Annotated in this window: 13 protein-coding genes; 9 read left to right on the forward strand and 4 right to left on the reverse strand. The window is 69.5% G+C overall.

The features are described from left to right. Window positions 1–428: 428 nt before the first annotated feature. From popC to ACVTJA_RS01645, 3 genes are all read left to right on the forward strand, one after another. Window positions 429–1,853, forward strand: a complete 1,425-nt coding sequence (gene popC, locus ACVTJA_RS01635) for a subtilisin-like protease PopC (protein WP_465833185.1) — start codon at window positions 429–431, stop codon at window positions 1,851–1,853. A 63-nt stretch (window positions 1,854–1,916) separates the two neighbouring features. After that, on the forward strand, window positions 1,917–2,357 hold the full coding sequence (gene popD / locus ACVTJA_RS01640) for a PopC secretion inhibitor PopD (protein WP_465833186.1): 441 nt from the start codon (window positions 1,917–1,919) through the stop codon (window positions 2,355–2,357). Between the two features lie 378 nt (window positions 2,358–2,735). After that, a complete protein-coding gene (locus ACVTJA_RS01645) occupies window positions 2,736–4,487 on the forward strand; it encodes a hypothetical protein (protein WP_465833188.1) in 1,752 nt (583 codons plus the stop codon). A 65-nt stretch (window positions 4,488–4,552) separates the two neighbouring features. Here ACVTJA_RS01645 and ACVTJA_RS01650 read toward each other — a convergent pair whose 3' ends face one another. From ACVTJA_RS01650 to ACVTJA_RS01660, 3 genes are all read right to left on the reverse strand, one after another. Next, window positions 4,553–4,945 (reverse strand): RidA family protein, encoded by a 393-nt coding sequence (locus tag ACVTJA_RS01650; RefSeq protein WP_465833189.1) that lies wholly within the window; start codon window positions 4,943–4,945, stop codon window positions 4,553–4,555. Window positions 4,946–5,004: 59 nt separating this feature from the next. Next, window positions 5,005–5,331: a hypothetical protein gene (locus ACVTJA_RS01655; protein ID WP_465833191.1), complete on the reverse strand. Its 327-nt coding sequence runs from the start codon at window positions 5,329–5,331 to the stop codon at window positions 5,005–5,007. Window positions 5,332–5,456: 125 nt separating this feature from the next. Beyond that, on the reverse strand, window positions 5,457–6,305 hold the full coding sequence (locus ACVTJA_RS01660; RefSeq protein ID WP_465833192.1) for an alpha/beta hydrolase: 849 nt from the start codon (window positions 6,303–6,305) through the stop codon (window positions 5,457–5,459). Between the two features lie 152 nt (window positions 6,306–6,457). Between ACVTJA_RS01660 and ACVTJA_RS01665 the strand changes: the two genes are divergently transcribed. From ACVTJA_RS01665 to ACVTJA_RS01680, 4 genes are read left to right on the forward strand one after another with little or no spacing between them, the layout of a single operon-like run. After that, window positions 6,458–7,723: a ferritin-like domain-containing protein gene (locus ACVTJA_RS01665; RefSeq protein ID WP_465833193.1), complete on the forward strand. Its 1,266-nt coding sequence runs from the start codon at window positions 6,458–6,460 to the stop codon at window positions 7,721–7,723. A gap of 1 nt (window position 7,724) precedes the next feature. Next, the gene (locus tag ACVTJA_RS01670; protein ID WP_465833195.1) at window positions 7,725–8,234 is read left to right on the forward strand and encodes a PaaI family thioesterase; all 510 of its coding nucleotides are present in this window, start codon (window positions 7,725–7,727) and stop codon (window positions 8,232–8,234) included. Further along, complete coding sequence (locus ACVTJA_RS01675) at window positions 8,234–8,482, forward strand: acyl carrier protein (RefSeq protein WP_465833197.1); 249 nt, start codon at window positions 8,234–8,236, stop codon at window positions 8,480–8,482. Before ACVTJA_RS01670 ends, ACVTJA_RS01675 begins: the two co-directional genes overlap by 1 nt. A 28-nt stretch (window positions 8,483–8,510) precedes the next feature. Further along, on the forward strand, window positions 8,511–10,214 hold the full coding sequence (locus tag ACVTJA_RS01680; protein ID WP_465833198.1) for a fatty acyl-AMP ligase: 1,704 nt from the start codon (window positions 8,511–8,513) through the stop codon (window positions 10,212–10,214). A gap of 70 nt (window positions 10,215–10,284) precedes the next feature. On the opposite strand, the gene ACVTJA_RS01685 is transcribed toward ACVTJA_RS01680, so the two are convergent. Continuing rightward, window positions 10,285–12,528, reverse strand: a complete 2,244-nt coding sequence (locus ACVTJA_RS01685; protein ID WP_465833200.1) for a VIT domain-containing protein — start codon at window positions 12,526–12,528, stop codon at window positions 10,285–10,287. A gap of 278 nt (window positions 12,529–12,806) precedes the next feature. On the opposite strand from ACVTJA_RS01685, the gene ACVTJA_RS01690 reads away from it, so the two are divergent. Continuing rightward, window positions 12,807–14,039, forward strand: a complete 1,233-nt coding sequence (locus tag ACVTJA_RS01690) for a hypothetical protein (RefSeq protein WP_465833202.1) — start codon at window positions 12,807–12,809, stop codon at window positions 14,037–14,039. Beyond that, a complete protein-coding gene (locus ACVTJA_RS01695; RefSeq protein ID WP_465833204.1) occupies window positions 14,036–14,698 on the forward strand; it encodes a TVP38/TMEM64 family protein in 663 nt (220 codons plus the stop codon). Before ACVTJA_RS01690 ends, ACVTJA_RS01695 begins: the two co-directional genes overlap by 4 nt. Window positions 14,699–15,250: the final 552 nt, after the last annotated feature.

Below are 15,250 nucleotides of genomic sequence, written 5' to 3' on the forward strand. Positions count from 1 at the left end.
GAGGGAATCACTCCCACTTCCAGACGTTCCAGGAAGACCCGTCAGGACCGAAGATGGGGGGCTCACGCGTCTACTACAGGAAATCCTTGGTTTTTTGTCAGGCCCATCCGTTCCAATCGGACCGTGGGCCGGGGCTTCCAAGGAGGGAGTGACGGCATGACGCAGCGGGGACACAGCCACGACACACCGGGCGCGCCGCCACGCGCGAGGCTGGTGTTCGCCCCCGCGGGGATGTCGGCCTCACCCACCACGGTGGTCGCGCCGCCACGGACGCGGGCCACTTCTGCCGGGAGCGCGCTGCCACGAGCGCGCCCCCATTGCCCCCCTCGCACGCGAGAGGCTCCGCACGCGACGGGCGCTCAACTCATGCCGGCTGCCCTTGGTGCACGCGGCGGGCGTTGCAAGGTCGTCCAAGGAGTGCACAACCCATGAAGTCCTACCTGTTGGTTCCAAAGGAATCCATCGAGACGCAGGCGCACGTGGGGCCTCGCGGCACGGAGCAGGGCGAGCGCGTGCTTCCGCGCACCACCGCGCTGCGCTTCGCGGCGGCGAACAAGGCGCCGGACGCGCTCTCCGCACTCGGCCTCCGCTCGGCCACGCTGCCCGGCGTGCGCCCGCAGGTCAGCGGACAGGAGCCGCGCAAGCGCGGCAAGAAGGGCGCGAAGCAGAAGGCCGGCACGCGCGGCGCGGACTCCTCCACCGTGCCCATGCCGGGCGCGGCCGTCACGGAGCAGACGGGCGCGGAGGCCGGCAGCTACCGCTTCATGCCGCTCATCGGCGCCACCATGGCCCACTTCTACGAGGAGTCCACGGAGAAGGCCGCGCGCGCGGACCTGGAGAAGGAGTTCGAGTTCATCCCCGACGTCGTGCCCCTGTCCTTCCCCGGCCCCGTGTCCGCGGGACAGACGGGGCCTCGCAACCGCGGCATGTCCTCGCTCGCCGAGCGCGAGTGGCCGGAAGAGTGCGGCGTGCCGCTCGCCCACGCGCAGGGCATCCGCGGCGCGGGCGTCATGCTCGGCATCCTCGACACCGGCGTGGACGCGGACCACCCCGAGCACGCCGCCAAGGTCATCCAGTTCCGCTACGTGTCGCTCTTCCCCAACTCGCCGCACAACCCGGCCCGAGACATCCGCGGCTTCGACCCGGATGGCCACGGCACGCACGTGTGCGGCATCGCCGCGGGCGTGCACCACGGCGTCGCCCCGGAGGTGGACCTCTACGTCGCGTCCGTCATCGAGTCCGAAACCATCCGCACCAGCCTCGGCCGCGTCGCCGCCGGCATGGAGTGGCTGCTGCATCAGTTCAGCCGCCCTGAAAACTCCACTCGGCCGGCTGTCGTGAATCTGTCGCTGGGCTTCCCGCTCGCCCCGCCGCCCGGAATCACCGAGGCCGACTACAACCTCAACCTGCGGGCGCTGCAGACCATGATTCGTCGGCTGCTCGACTCCAACGTCCTGCCTGTTGTCGCGGCAGGCAACAGTGGACCCGACACGGTTGGTTATCCAGCCGCCTTTCCGGAGTCCCTGGCCGTTGGCGCAGTCGACTTCGAGCGCAACGTCGCCACATTCTCCGCCAGCGGGACGGTGGGTAGGCGCACCGTCCCCGACGTCATGGGTTATGGGGTAAACGTGTACTCGTCCACAGAACGGCGCTGCAACAACCAGGCGTTCTACGAGCGAATGAGTGGCACGAGCATGGCGGCGCCTTATGTAGCAGGTATTGCCGCGCTGTATCGTTGCCGCGCCCCTGACTTGACGGCGCACGAGGTGAGGGATTTGATCCTGGCCAATTCAGTCAAGCTTCCCCGCTCGGCGACACACCGGACGGGCAAGGGCCTGGCTGTATTCCGGTGACGGCGGTGGGTTGATGCCGGGGTCGGCGCCAATGGAGCGCCGGACCCGGGGGAGGATGAGGCCATGAGCAGGAAGAATGGCGGACCGGGGGACATGTACGCGGAAGGTGTGCCCCGGCTGTCCTCGAACGTGCGTCCGCTGCCGGGCGCCGCGAGCAGCTCGCGAGCGGGCCCGTCACCAACGGGTTCTCAGCCCGAGTGGATTGACGTCACGGTGATGCCCCGGGAGGCCCCCGTGGCACCCGTGCGCGCGAGCATGCAGGCCCGGCCGCCCCCGCGCTCCCGCGCGGAGGTACACCAGTCCGGCCTGGCCGAAAGCGCGCGCTTCCACCAGAGCTTCATGCGATGGCTCGAGGAGAAGCATCTCCTGGGCTCCGTGCGCTCGGTGAGCGAGCCGGGCTCCATGCCCATGCTGCACCTGCGCTGCGCGCCTCGCGTGCTGGACCAGCTTCGCCGCGCGCCGGAGTTCGAAGCGGGCACGATGATGCCCCTCGACCTCATCTAGCGGTGGGTGCCCCTCGCCGTGCACCCCTGGTCTGGGACTCCCTCCGAGCGTGAGGAGGGCTGCCCTGGGCGATGCTGTGTGCGCGTCGCCCCCGGAGAAGTGGCCCCGGTTCCGTCGTTCCCGCCACGGTGAACCGACGTCAGGGCCGCTTCTTCCTGAATAACGTAGAAACTCGGGATTGTCCTGCCAACTGGCCAGACGGCCAATGGTCGCGGGTCAAAGTCGGGCGGTCGACGCACCGTACCGAGCGGCCGGGCCCTGTCGCACCAGGCGTCGGAATCCCAAGGGGAAGTCATTTTCCTGGGACGCCTGGCCGCCTGCCCGGCTCCTCCTGAATGAAGCCAGTGCCCCGCACGGCCCCCATCAGGAGCTGAGCCCATGCGCCCTCTCGACATCTTCCGTCCCATCGTCAGCCCCCCGAAGCCGGCCGCTCCGGCCGCTCCGAAGGCACCCGCGGCGTCTCCTCCCGCGTCCAACACCGTCGCGGCTCCGTTGCCTCGGCGGGCCGACGGCTTCGACGGGCCGGGCGCCTCGCGAATCCCGCCCCGCGTGGAGCTCGAGCCGCCCCCGCCGCCGCCTCCTCCCGCGCCGGCGAAGACGGAGGAGAAGAAGGAGAAGAAGGGCTTCTTCGACAAGACGTGGGGCGCCGTCACGGACTTCGCGGGCGACGTGAAGGACAAGGCGAAGGGCGCCGTCGACGACGTCAAGGACAAGGCCGGCGAGGTGAAGGACAGGGCCGAGGACCTGGCCGGCGAGGTGAAGGACACGGCCATCGAGGTGAAGGACAAGGTCGTCGAGGAGGGCGGCAAGCTCGTCGAGGACGTGAAGGACATCGGCAAGGACTGGACCCAGGCGCTCGACTACGAGGAGCAGATCGACAAGCTGGGGCCGGGCGACAAGTACACGCTGTCGGTCGGCGCGGACGCGAGCGTCGAGGGCATCAAGGGCTACGGGAAGGGCAACCTGGAGGTCACCCGCAACGAGAAGGGTGAGTACATCGTCTCCGCCGACGGCGAGCTGGGCGGTGGCGTGTACGCGCAGTTGGGTGGCTCGGTGGGGGCTCGCGCGAAGCTGGAGGGCGAGCTGACGGGTGGCGTGAAGGGGAAGGTGGAGATGAAGTTCAAGTCGGCCGAGGAGGCCAAGCGCGCGGCGGAAACGCTGGTGCGCATGACGACGCCCGGAGCCGCGTTGAAGGGGGGCCCTCCGTCCGCGGACGACCTGAAGTTCGCCGCCAGGCACATCTCCGCCGTGGAGTTCGGCGGGACGCAGGCGGCGCAGCTCGCCGGGGACCTGGGCCTGGGCGTGAAGGGCGCCATGGGGCCCAGCGCCTTCCTCGAGGGCAGCTTGAAGCTGGACTACACGGCTCGCGTCGAGTTCGACGACAACGGCAAGCCGTCGCTCGTCCTCAAGACGGAGGAGTCCGGCGAGGTCTCGGGCGGACTCGACCTGGGGAGCAAGAACCCCAAGAGCAAGGTGCACCACGGAGCGAACGGCGACAAGAAGCTGTCGGGCAACCTCAAGGGCTCGGTGACGGTGGAGGCGCGGTTCGAAATCCCCGAGGGCGTGGACCCGATGAAGCTGACGAAGGACCCGCTGGGCGCCATCAAGCAGTCGGGGGCCAACACGTTGAAGGCCATCGACACGAAGACCACGGTGAAGGTGCAGGCCGACGGGACGGCGGGGAAGAACGGCGTGGGCTACGAGGCGAAGCTGGTCCTCACGAACGATGGCGGGAAGTTCGTGGACGGCAAGGCACTCGACCACGCGCTGCACGGCGACTTCGACAAGGCCCTGGAGTCGACGCGCGGGGCCATGCAGGTGGATGCCACCATCCGCGGTTACGACAAGACCGGCGTGTCGGCCTCGCCGGAGCTGAAAATCATGGGCTTCGGCGTCGGAGCGGACATCGCCGCGCAGCGCACGGACTACGCCGACAAGCCCTCCTTCGAGTTCCACGGCGACGGCAATCAGGCCGGGGAGGCTCTCCGGAACTGGATGTTCGGGGGTGACTCGGAGAGCACGCAGCCGGCTGGCTCCGGGAGCACGCAGACGGCCACGCGGACCCTGACGCAGGGTGACCTGAACAAGCAGGTCTCCATGGCCCGGTACTACGGCGGCGTGCGCGGCTGACCGTCACTGAGGGGGATGTCAGGGGCCCATGGAGGGCCCCCGGGCGACCCGAAGCCGTGGCGCGCTCAGGGCACGTAGGCGATGCAGTCGATTTCCACGCGCAGGCCCGCGTCGGGAAGCTCGGACACCTGCACGGTGGTGCGCGCGGGGCGGTGTCCGGCGAAGACGCGCTCGTAGACGGCGTTCATCCTAGAGAACTCCTTCATGTCCGTGAGGAAGACGCCGCAGCGCAGGACGTGCTGCAGGCTGGAGCCACCGGCCACGAGGATGCGCTCCAGGTTGCGCAGCACGGCCTCCGTCTGCGCCTCGATGCCCTCGGGCTGCGTGCCGGTGGCGGGGTCCTTCGCGCCCTGACCGGAGATGAAGAGCAGCTGGCCCAGCTGCATGCCGGGCGAGTACGGCCCCGCCGGCTTGGGCAGATTCGCGGAGACGATGGGCTGGTGCTTCGCGGTCGTCACGGGCTTCTCCTTCACGAAGAGAGGCCCAGGCATAACGGAGGCGCGAGCGGGGCGCACCCTCAGGACTGCGTGTTCTCGAGGTACACCCGCACCAGCTTGCGGGAGTCGCCCTGCTTCGCGAGATGGGCCTGCACACACATGCCTTTGTGAAGGACGGCGCGGCTCAAGCGTGTGCCTCCCTTGGGCCCGTAGACTTCGACGTCGTCGCCGAACGCGAGCTCCATCTCCTGCTGGCCCGGGGGCTTGAGCCCGATGTCCACACCGTCCACGTCGGTGAGGGTGCCCTCCACGACGTCAATCTGTTCTGGCTGCCTGTGCTCCCGCGAGCAGACAGCCGAGCTCAGCGACAGGAGTGTGGCCGCCATCATCGACAGCGCACCTTTCATGGCTCTCCTCCTCCTGAAGGGAAGGAGTGCCACGAGCGCGGGTGTGACGGGCCGGCTGCCTCACCGCCGCAGCGCACCTGTCGGCACCGGAGCCCGGCTCCGTCATCCAGGACGGGCCGGTGTCCTCACCCGCGAGCGATGTGCAGCCGGGGCACCGTCCGCGAGAGCGCGGAGTCGAGCAGCCCGAGCACCCGCTCGCGGTACGCGTCCGGCGCGGCCGTGAAGGCCTTCGTGTGCTTCGCCTCCGGAATCACCCACAGCGAGCAGCGCTCCTCCGGCAGCGGGCATGCGGCCACCAGCCGCTCGCCCATGGAGGGAGGCGTCACGGTGTCCTTCGTGCCGTAGATGAACAGCACCGCGTTCGTCCCATGGATGTCCCGAGCGCGGGCCACCGGGCGCAGCTTCGCCAGCAGCTTCGGCATGAGGACGTTGCTCGCCTTGAGCACCGCGAACGCCACCTTGTAGCGGACCCAGTACTCATCCAGCGTGGTGAACGGGCACTCCAGCACCGCCGCGGACAGGCCATGTCCCTCCTGTCCCAGCGCGCACGTCAGCCACGCCGAGCCGAACGAAGCGCCGAGCCCCGCGACGGGAAGCCCCGGCGCCAGTTGCCGGGCCCCACGCACCGCCGCGAGCACGTCCTCTGGATAGAGCAGGTCCGCGTCCGGGCTCTCGCCGAAGCCGTTGAAGTCGAACAGCAGCACGTTGTAGCCGCCCTCGCGCAGCATCCGCGCGTGGCCGTTCTTCAGATAGAAGCCCTTGGCCTCCACGCCCATGGGATGCGCGCACACCACCGTGCCGCGCGCGGGCCCGGACGTCGCTTCGCCGAAGAGCCCCACCAGCGTCCCGCCCCGGCCGTTGTCCAGGTCCACGCGCCGCCACGAGGCCCGCTCGGCCCCGGCCTCGGTGGGCCAGACCCAGGGCTTCTGGTAGCGGCTGAAGAACGGCTTCTTGAGCAGCGTGTAGACATTCATCCGGTGCGACTCCGGTGACGCGAGTGAAGGGACGCTACCAGAACGACGGAGGCCGCCGTCCTTCCCCGGCTGAAACAAAAAAGTACAGGCGCGAGGGAAGATTTCTCCCGGACCCCGTTCGAGCAGTGAGTCCCAACGACGACGAGGTCTTCATGAGCACGCTCCAGACGAGCGGTGTGCCGGCGGTGTCTGCCCTTCCTCCATCCCTGATGACGTCCCCGGCGCCGCGCCTTCATGCCGTCTGGCTCGCCGCGAAACCCCTACCCGGCGGTACGAGCGAAGTGACGCTGGCCGACGGTACGCGCATGTCACTGGACGTCGTCGCGCCGGACAGCGCGAGGGACTACCTCTCGAAGACGTCCGAGGACGCGCTGGTGGTGGCCTTCCTCGACGAGCGCCTGGACGGCCAGGTCCCCGCGTCGCTGCGCCTGCTGCGCGACGACCCGCGCTTCGAGCGCACACGCATCTTCCTGCTCGGGCGCGACATGCGCTTCCTCGCGGCGGGAGGGCTGGGGGATTTGGACGTGGAGGCCGTGCTCGACGCGCAGTCGATGGACGCGGCCGGCCTGACGAAGGCGCTGGAGCAGGGCCTGCGCGCGCACCGCGCCCTGGGCACCAACCCGCTCATCCCGCGCTTCTACCTGGATGCCACCTTCAACAAGGTCTTCGACTGGTTCGAGAACACGCGCTGGACGTGGACGGACCTGGGTGACTTCTCCAAGGTGGACCGCGCGCTGCTGTCCGAGGGTGAAATCGAGCTCCTGAAGGAGTCCGCCATCATCGAGTTCGGCACGCTGCCGGGCGCGCACAACTTCCTGCGCGAGTGGGGGGACGAGTACAGCTTCTCCTCGTGGGCGCTGTCGTGGGGCGCGGAGGAGGCGCGGCACTCGCTGGTGCAGTGCCGCTACCTGGAGGCCCTGGGCATCTCCGTGCCGGCGAAGCACGCCATGTACAAGCGTGAGCCGTACCCGATGGGGAAGGACCGCGCGGGCACGCTGATGATGAACATCATCTCCGAGGCGCGCGCCGCGGAGTACTACAAGACGCTGGCCGCCCAGACGCGCGAGCCGGTGCTGCGCAACATCTGGACGGTGCTGGGCCGCGACGAGGGCCGCCACGCGCGCGCCTTCTTCGTCTTCTGCAAGGAGCTGTGCGAGCTGGACCGCCAGCACCTGAACGCGGCGCTGCAGATGGCGTACGTGTGGCTCGCGGACCGCAGCGACGGCGTGAAGCACCCGGCGGGGCACTTCTACCCGCACTCGACCTCGGCCTCGGGGCTGAAGCAGGTGGAGAAGGAGCACCAGGGCGCCACGGACCGGGCGGACGCGCGCGTCTTCGCCATGATTCGCGGCCTCACCGGCGAAGAGAACCTGCGCACGGTGAAGGACCTGAAGCGCACGCTCCGGGACATGGTCTGACATGGACGGGGACGCTTTCCGTGCGCCGCCACCGGACCCGGCGCCCTACGGCAACTGCTTCGGCTGCGCTCCGGGAAACATGAAGGGACTGCGCCTGACGTTCCGCCACGATGAGGCCGGACGCATCTCCACCGACGTGCGCCTGGAGCGGGACTTCGAGTCCTTCCCCGGCATCATCCACGGCGGCATCGTCGCCACGGTGCTGGACGAGGTGCTCGCCCGCGCGTCGCTGCACGTGCACCGGCTGCCGGCGATGACGGTGGGCCTGCGCCTTCGCTACGTGAAGGTGATGAAGACGGGCCAGCCCCACGTGGCCACGGCCGAGGTGTTGTCGCGAGACGGCGAGCTGGTGCGCCTGCACGGGACGCTGGAGAGCCCGACGGACGGGCTCATCGCGGCGGCGGACGCGACGTTCATGTTGCTGGACCCGGCGCGGATGGATGCCGCGAAGCACGGACTTCCGGAAGAGACACTCGAGAGCTTCAAACGCTACATGCGCGAGGTGACGTGATGAAGAACGACATCATCCAGATTCTGAGTGCGGAGCTGGGCATGCCGGCCGCGGAGCTGACGCCGGACGTGCACCTGCGGGGCATCGCGGGGATGGACTCCATGAAGGTGCTCTCCATCATCCTGAAGGTGGAGAAGCGCTTCGGCATCGAGATTCCGGACGACGCCACGTTCCGGCTGGAGACGGTGGGGCAGTTCCTCCAGCTCGTGGAGTCGCTCGCGGCGCCGCAGCTCCAGAAGGTCGGCTAGCGCGCAAGTTGTACCGAGGGGGAACACCATGCTGTCCACGTCCGTCGAGAGCTTTACTGCCTCGCTTCAGCGGGGTGACACGCTGGTGGAGATGTTGCGCCGCTCCGCGCTCGCGCACCCCGAGGCGGGCATCCGCCTGTTGAGCGGTGGCGAGGAGGTGGAGTGGCTGCCGCTCGCGCAGCTCCACGAGGACGCGGGCCGCCTGGCCACGGGCCTGCGCAACCAGGAGGGCGTGGAGCCCGGTGACCGCGTGGCGCTGCTGCTGCCCACTTCGGGCGAGAGCATCCGGGGCTTCTTCGGCGTGCTCGCGGCCGGCGCGGTGCCGGTGCCGCTGCCTCCGCCGCTCCCCTTCTCCAACCCGGAGCGCTACCTGGAGCGCACGCGAGGGGCGCTGGAGCGCTCCGGCATCCGTCTCCTCGTGGGCCCGTCGTCCCAAGAGGGCTTCCTGGAGATGCTGCAAGGAAGCATGGGCACCGGGGTGCGCACGCGCACGCTGGAGCCGCTGATGGAGTCCGGGCCCACGTGGCACACGGTGTCTCCGGACTCACCCGCGCTCATCCAGTACACGTCCGGAAGCACCACGGCGCCGAAGGGCGCGGTGCTCACGCATCGCAATCTCCTGTCCAACGTGGAGGCGATTCGCCGGGGCCTGCGCATGGCGCCGGACGACGTGGGCTGCGTGTGGCTGCCGCTGTTCCACGACATGGGCCTCATCGGCTGCCTGCTGGCGCCCATCTACGTGGGCATGCACCTGGTGATGACGTCGCCGGAGAACTTCGTGCTGGACCCGGAAGGGTGGCTGTCCCTCTTCGGGCGCTACAAGGGCAGCATCGCCCCCGCGCCGAACGCGGGCTACCTGCACTGCGTGAAGAAGGTCGGCGCGGAGGCGGTGAAGAAGCTGGACCTCTCGTCGTGGCGCCTCGCGCTGATGGGCGCGGAGGCGGTGGACCCCGTCACGGTGCGGCGCTTCTGCGAGCACTTCGCGCCCGCGGGCTTCCGTCCCGAGTCGGTGATGCCGGTGTACGGACTGGCGGAGGCCTCGCTGGCGGTGACGTTCAGCGCGCTGGCCGAGCCCATGCGCACGCTGTCCGTGTCGCGCGCGGCGCTGGGCCAGGACGCGGTGGAGTTGGTGCCGTCGAGCCACCCGGACGCGCGAGAGGTGGTGTCCGTGGGCACGCCCGTGCACGAGACGGAGGTGCGCGTGCTGGACGCTCGAGGGCAGGACGTGGCCGCGGGGAGGGTGGGGGAGATTCACGTCAAAGGCGGCAGCGTGATGCAGGGCTATGACCGCAACCCCGAGGCGAGCCGCGCCGCCTTCCGCGACGGCTGGCTGACCACGGGAGACCTGGGCTTCCTGCACGAGGGGCGGCTGTACGTGGTGGGCCGCATCAAGGAGGTCATCATCTCCAACGGCAACAACTACTACGCCACCGACGTGGAGGCCGTGGTGGGCCGCGTGCCAGGAGTGCGCGAGGCCCTCGCGGTGGGAGTGCAGGTGGAGGGCACGGAGGGGCTCGTGGTGCTGCTGGAGACGCGCGAGCGGGACGAGGCCGCGCGCCGCAAGCTCGTGTCCACGGTGCGCGACACGGTGTCGTCCACGCTGGGCATCTCCGCGAAGGACGTGGTGCTGCTGGAGCGCGGACAGATTCCGCGCACGTCCAGCGGGAAGCTGGAGCGTCACAAGGGCAAGGCGCTCTACGCGCAATGGCTCGCGGAGCAGGTGACGAAGTGACAGCGCGAGGCTCCCGGGCGCATTGCTCCGCGCGGGTTCTTTGCCGCGCCCGGTGCCGTCAGTCACGGCGCTACAGGCGCACGATGTACGTCACGCCGTCGAAGCTCCACCAAAGGCGGACCACCTCACACGGAAGCGCCTTGAAGCAGAGCCGTACCCATGCGCCCCGCATGACGCGAGTCCTGCGCGTGCTCCTCGCGGTGTCCACGTTCAGCGTGACGCGGGTGCCATCGCCGAGCTTCGCGTGGAAGGGGACGTTCGGCTCCCAGAGCTGGGTGTCACACTGAATCTCCACGAGGTGGAGCCCATCGATGGAGCCCAGCCATCGCCCGCGCAGTTGCACCGGCGCCGGTTCGCTCGAAGTCGAGCCACGCTTGCGACCTGGCTTGGACTCGATGCGGGGTTCCCGGAGAGTGCCTCGTGAGGCGCGGACCCGTCCCAGGAATGGTGGAGGCAGAGGCGCCGAGGCCGAGGTGTTTCCCGTCGAAGCTGGTGACACCCGCCTCACCATGATGAGCGGGCGTGAAATCGACGCGGAGCCCGGAGTGGGGGCCATGGAGGCGCGCTCCAGGCCCCCCACGGACATCCCATACGGGAGCGCCTGGGGCACCGTCTCGCGCCGAGTGGGCACAGTGGGGTCCACGGTCGGCTCGTTGCTCACCGCGACCCAGGCCGTCAGCGGCGTGGCGATCTGGTACGTCAGGCCGAGCTGTTCCATCTGCTGATTCACCTCCAGCGGCGGCGCTCCACCCTTGTGCCGCATCGAGAGGTCCTCCACCTTCTCTCGTGCGTAGAGCGTCGCGAGGCTGGGACTTCCTTCGCCTGGCTGCGTGGGTGGAACGGTGAGCACCTGCTCCCATTGGCCGCTCGGGGTGATGCCCTTCACGATGAGCCGCCCGCCATCCGGCCGCAGCTTCAGGGACAGGAGCACGGGAGCTCCGGCCATGAGGTCCGTCACCGACGCGGGCGCGATGTCCTCGACGGCATCACCCTCCACCGTCACGTCCACCAGCACGGGCGCCCGTGTCGCGGCGATGAGCCGGGCGGTGCACCGCTCCACGTCTTCGCCCAGGCCGGTGAGGACCTCCACACCCCGGCCCGCGCGCGCGGCAGCGCGGGTGAGCGAGCGATTCACCGCCGAGCCCACGCCCACCGTGTGCAATCGCGACCCCGAGGGAAGGCGAAGGATGAGCGTCTGGACGATGACTTTCTCGGAATCAATCTGCCCATCGGTGACGAGCACCACCTGCCGCTGACTGGAGGGCCGCAGCGGACGGAGGGCTTCGAGGATGCCGGTACTCATCTCGGTGCCACCGCCCGCGGTCAGTGCCCTCACCCACGCCACGGCCTCTCGGCGGGCAGCCTCATCCGTGGAGACGGGCTTCTCCTTCCAGCGGTGCGGGGCGTTGCTGAACGCCAGCAGCTCCAGCGAGTCTCGCGGCTCCAGTGTGTCGATGAGCGATGCGACGACTCGCTGGGCATGCTCCAGCGGAGGGCCTTTCATGGACCCGCTCACGTCCATGAGGACGATGAGGTCCCTGGGAAGCCGCTCCGTCTCCACCGAGGGTGGCACCAACGTGAGCAGCCCATACGCGCTCTCCTCCAACCGTCCCTTCATCCGAGCACGGTGCAGGCTCACACCCGGCTGCGGAGTGGCAACGGGCCAGCGCACCACGAGGTCCCGGTCCAACGGCACGCCTTCGTCCAGGAGGGCCACCGTCCGCGACACGCCGCGCTCGAAGCGCACCGGGTGGCTCGGAGCTTCGGGTCTGCGTCCTTCGACGAGCACATCCCGGATGGACAGCTCGAGCGTGGCACCGACACTGGTAGCGCCACCGGCCACACTCACGTGGGTGCGGCCCGCTGCCTCCGTGCCCTGGTAGCGCGGGGCCACGACGGTGGGGAACCGCCATTCCCACAGTCCCTCGGCGAGCCAGCGCAGTCGCTGGTCCACGGTCAGCTCCACGGTGACGTGCTGGCCCGGCGGCACGTTGCCCAGCTCCTGCGTGAAGAGGCTGGCCCGCTGCTGGGTGAGCAGCGCCGCCGTCCTGCCGGAGATGCGGGCCTGGATGAAGCGCTCGCGAGCGGCCTGGAGCCTGTCCACCTCACCCACGACGCGGCGCTCGCCGAGGCGGAACGCGTACCCTGCCACCACGCCGCCTTCTGGCAGTGGCACCTGGTAGCTCACCTGGAGCGGCTCTTCGTAGGGATTCCGAAAGTGCTGCGTGAGCGTGACGCGGGCAATACCCCCCAGCGCCTCCGCTTTCAGTTCCACGGCGGTGAGCGGCAGTTGCCTGCCATCCACCGAGACCATCCGACCACCCACCTGCTCCTGCTGAGCTGTGTCCGTCGCTGCGGGCCTCCATTCAGGTTCTCGGGTTCCAGCGCATTCACGAGGCTCGCCTGTCCCGGCTGACAAACCCGAGGCGCCGGGTGCCACCGTCCCCGCGCACTGTGCCAGCCGGTGCACACGTGCACAGTCACTCTTCCCCGCCGTCTCCAGCAAAACCGCGTACCTGGCGCGTTGGTGTGTGAAGGCACGGAGGTTGCGATGCAGGGCGCTCGTCGGACGAATTCTCACGGAGCCCATCCATGCAAGCGGCGAGGAAGCACTCTCCAGTCACCCGGTATGCGCGGCGTCCCGGCGCGAGCGGTCTGCACCTCGAGTTGTTCTCCACCGCCGAGGCCCTGCCCGACGCGGACTGGCGCGCGGTGGTGCGGCCCGGCCACGTCTTCCTCCAGCCCGAGTACCTGCGAGCCCTGGAGCGAAGCCGCCCCGAGCGAATGACGTTCTTCTACGCGCTCTTCCGCGAGCACGGCCGCCCCGTGGCCGTCGCGAGCTTCCAGTGCGTGGACTTCGGCATGGACGGCTTCGGGCCCAACCTCCTGCCGGAGGGCCTGCCGCCCGAGCAGACGATGGACGCGTCCCTCTTCTTCCGCGCCCAGCTCAAGCGCGCGCTGGGGCGCATGCGCGTGCGCGTCTTGGTATGCGGCAACCTCTTCGTGTGTGGCCCGCATGGCTTCGCGCACCGGCCGGAGGTGGACGCGGAGCGCGCGTGGTCCGCGCTGGCCGAGGCGATTGATGCGCTACAAGCACAGGAGCGCAGCCTGACCTTCGTGCTGGTGAAGGACCTGGCGCCCGAGGAGCGCGAGGCCACCCGCGCCCTGGAGCGAGCGGGGCTGGATTGCGTGCAGGTGGACCCGACCATGGTGCTCGACGTGCGTCCCCACTGGCGCACGTTCGATGACTACCTCGCGGACCTCACCACGAAGTACCGCGCCAATGCGCGCCGCTCGAGGAAGCAGCTCCAGGGCGTGGAGCGCCGCAGCCTGAGCGCGGAGGAAATCGCCCGCTTCGCGCCGCAGGTGGAGGCGCTGTACGGCGCCGTGCACCAACGCTCGCGGCTGCGTCCCTCGCGCGTGCGGGGGGCCTACTTCGCCCACCTGAAGGAAGCGCTGGGGGAGTCCTTCAACTTCCTCGGCTACTTCGAGGGTGGGGAGCTGCGCGCCTTCAACTCGCGCCTGCGCACGGGAGACGAGTCGGAGAGCTACTACCTGGGCATCGACTACGCGCACAACGAGCGGCTCGCGTTGTACTTCAACCTGCTGCTGGACGACGTGGAGTACGGCATCGTCACGGGAGCGAAGCGCATCCAGTTCGGGCGCACCTCGCTGGAGTGCAAGAGCGCGCTGGGCGCGGAGCCGCTGAGCCTCAACCTCTTCACCCGCCACCGCGAGCCGCTGCTGTACCCGTTGGCCCGAAGCCTCCTCCCGCTGGTGCAGCCGAAGTGGCACGCGCGCCATCCCTTCAAGGAGCACGCATGAAGCGTCACCTGCCGGTGCTGGTGATGGTGCTCGGGCTGGTGGCGACGCTGCTCATGCTGCGTCCGCTCGCGGAGGGTGCGCTGCCGGCGCTCGACACGGTGCGAGACTCGGGCCTGAAGGGCACGGTGCTCTTCAGCGCGGTGTACAGCGTGTCCACGCTGTTGCTGCTGCCCACCTCGTTCTTCGCCCTCATGGCGGGTGCGCTCTATGGGCCATGGGGCGGAGGCGCGCTGCTGATGCTCCTCAGCCTCGGCGTGGACCTGGTGGCCTTCTCGCTCGCCCGCTTCGGGCGAGGCCCCTTCGAGCGCATGCGGCAGCGCTTCCCGGGACTCACACGGCTCGACGAGGCCATGAAGGACGGTGGCTTCGGCGCGGTGTGCCTGCTGCGCCTCTCACCGCTGGCTCCGTACGGCGTGCTCAACTACGTGCTGGGGCTCACGCGCGTGAGCGCGGCGTCGTTCCTCGCCGGCACGCTGGTGGGAAGCCTGCCGGCCACCGTGCTCTTCCTCGTGCTGGGCCATGGCGCGGCGGACGTGATGCGTGGCTCGAGCGGCGCGGTGGGGCTCTGGGTGACGGTGGCCCTCACCGCGCTCAGTGCCGTGGGCCTCACTGCATGGGCGAAGAAGCGGCTCTCGGTGTCACCGGAGGTGGCTGTGTGACGGCACCGGCGGGTCGGAAGCCGCTGTGATGCCAGCGGACGGCGCGCCACATTCGGGCAGCCGCCTCCGTCCGCTGGCGACGTGGGCGTCAGCGGGCAGGGCGCTCGAGCTGCAGGCCGTCTCCCACCTGCCACGACTGGCCGGGGTCGCCCTTCGGTCCCGGCGGGCCGTCAGGGCCCTTGGGGCCTTCGGAGCCGCAGCCCCCCAGGCTCACTGCGATGCATCCCCGTGCGACGAAACAGGTTCCGGCCTTCAGGGGGGGCCTCTCGCGCGGGGTGTGGCGGCGCGGGAGGAACGGACAGCGCCCGAATCCGTCGCCGTGAGGGTGCCGGTGCTCGGGCCACCACCCGCGTGCTCCTGCATTTTCGTTACGAAAAACAGGCGTGAGCCCGATACCGGAAAGGGAAATGGCCTGACGGTGCGGGCGGGCCGGGTGGTTGCGTCCACCACCCGGGCCCAGGCGTTCCCACGCGCCGGACGTGAGCGCCGTCAGGTTTTTTGCAAACGGGAGGGGGTGCCGCCTCCGCCGGTATCGCCTGGACGACGCGCGAG

It is taken from the genome of Pyxidicoccus sp. M6 (assembly GCF_055568925.1).

What these genes read in the sequence shown, in the direction of transcription:
- popC (WP_465833185.1), top strand. Translation starts at nt 429, where the DNA reads ATGAAGTCCTACCTGTTGGTTCCAAAGGAATCCATCGAGACGCAGGCG.
- popD (WP_465833186.1), top strand. Translation starts at nt 1,917, where the DNA reads ATGAGCAGGAAGAATGGCGGACCGGGGGACATGTACGCGGAAGGTGTG.
- ACVTJA_RS01645 (WP_465833188.1), top strand. Translation starts at nt 2,736, where the DNA reads ATGCGCCCTCTCGACATCTTCCGTCCCATCGTCAGCCCCCCGAAGCCG.
- ACVTJA_RS01655 (WP_465833191.1), bottom strand. Translation starts at nt 5,331, where the DNA reads ATGAAAGGTGCGCTGTCGATGATGGCGGCCACACTCCTGTCGCTGAGC.
- ACVTJA_RS01660 (WP_465833192.1), bottom strand. Translation starts at nt 6,305, where the DNA reads ATGAATGTCTACACGCTGCTCAAGAAGCCGTTCTTCAGCCGCTACCAG.
- ACVTJA_RS01665 (WP_465833193.1), top strand. Translation starts at nt 6,458, where the DNA reads ATGAGCACGCTCCAGACGAGCGGTGTGCCGGCGGTGTCTGCCCTTCCT.
- ACVTJA_RS01670 (WP_465833195.1), top strand. Translation starts at nt 7,725, where the DNA reads ATGGACGGGGACGCTTTCCGTGCGCCGCCACCGGACCCGGCGCCCTAC.
- ACVTJA_RS01675 (WP_465833197.1), top strand. Translation starts at nt 8,234, where the DNA reads ATGAAGAACGACATCATCCAGATTCTGAGTGCGGAGCTGGGCATGCCG.
- ACVTJA_RS01680 (WP_465833198.1), top strand. Translation starts at nt 8,511, where the DNA reads ATGCTGTCCACGTCCGTCGAGAGCTTTACTGCCTCGCTTCAGCGGGGT.
- ACVTJA_RS01685 (WP_465833200.1), bottom strand. Translation starts at nt 12,528, where the DNA reads ATGGTCTCGGTGGATGGCAGGCAACTGCCGCTCACCGCCGTGGAACTG.
- ACVTJA_RS01690 (WP_465833202.1), top strand. Translation starts at nt 12,807, where the DNA reads ATGCAAGCGGCGAGGAAGCACTCTCCAGTCACCCGGTATGCGCGGCGT.
- ACVTJA_RS01695 (WP_465833204.1), top strand. Translation starts at nt 14,036, where the DNA reads ATGAAGCGTCACCTGCCGGTGCTGGTGATGGTGCTCGGGCTGGTGGCG.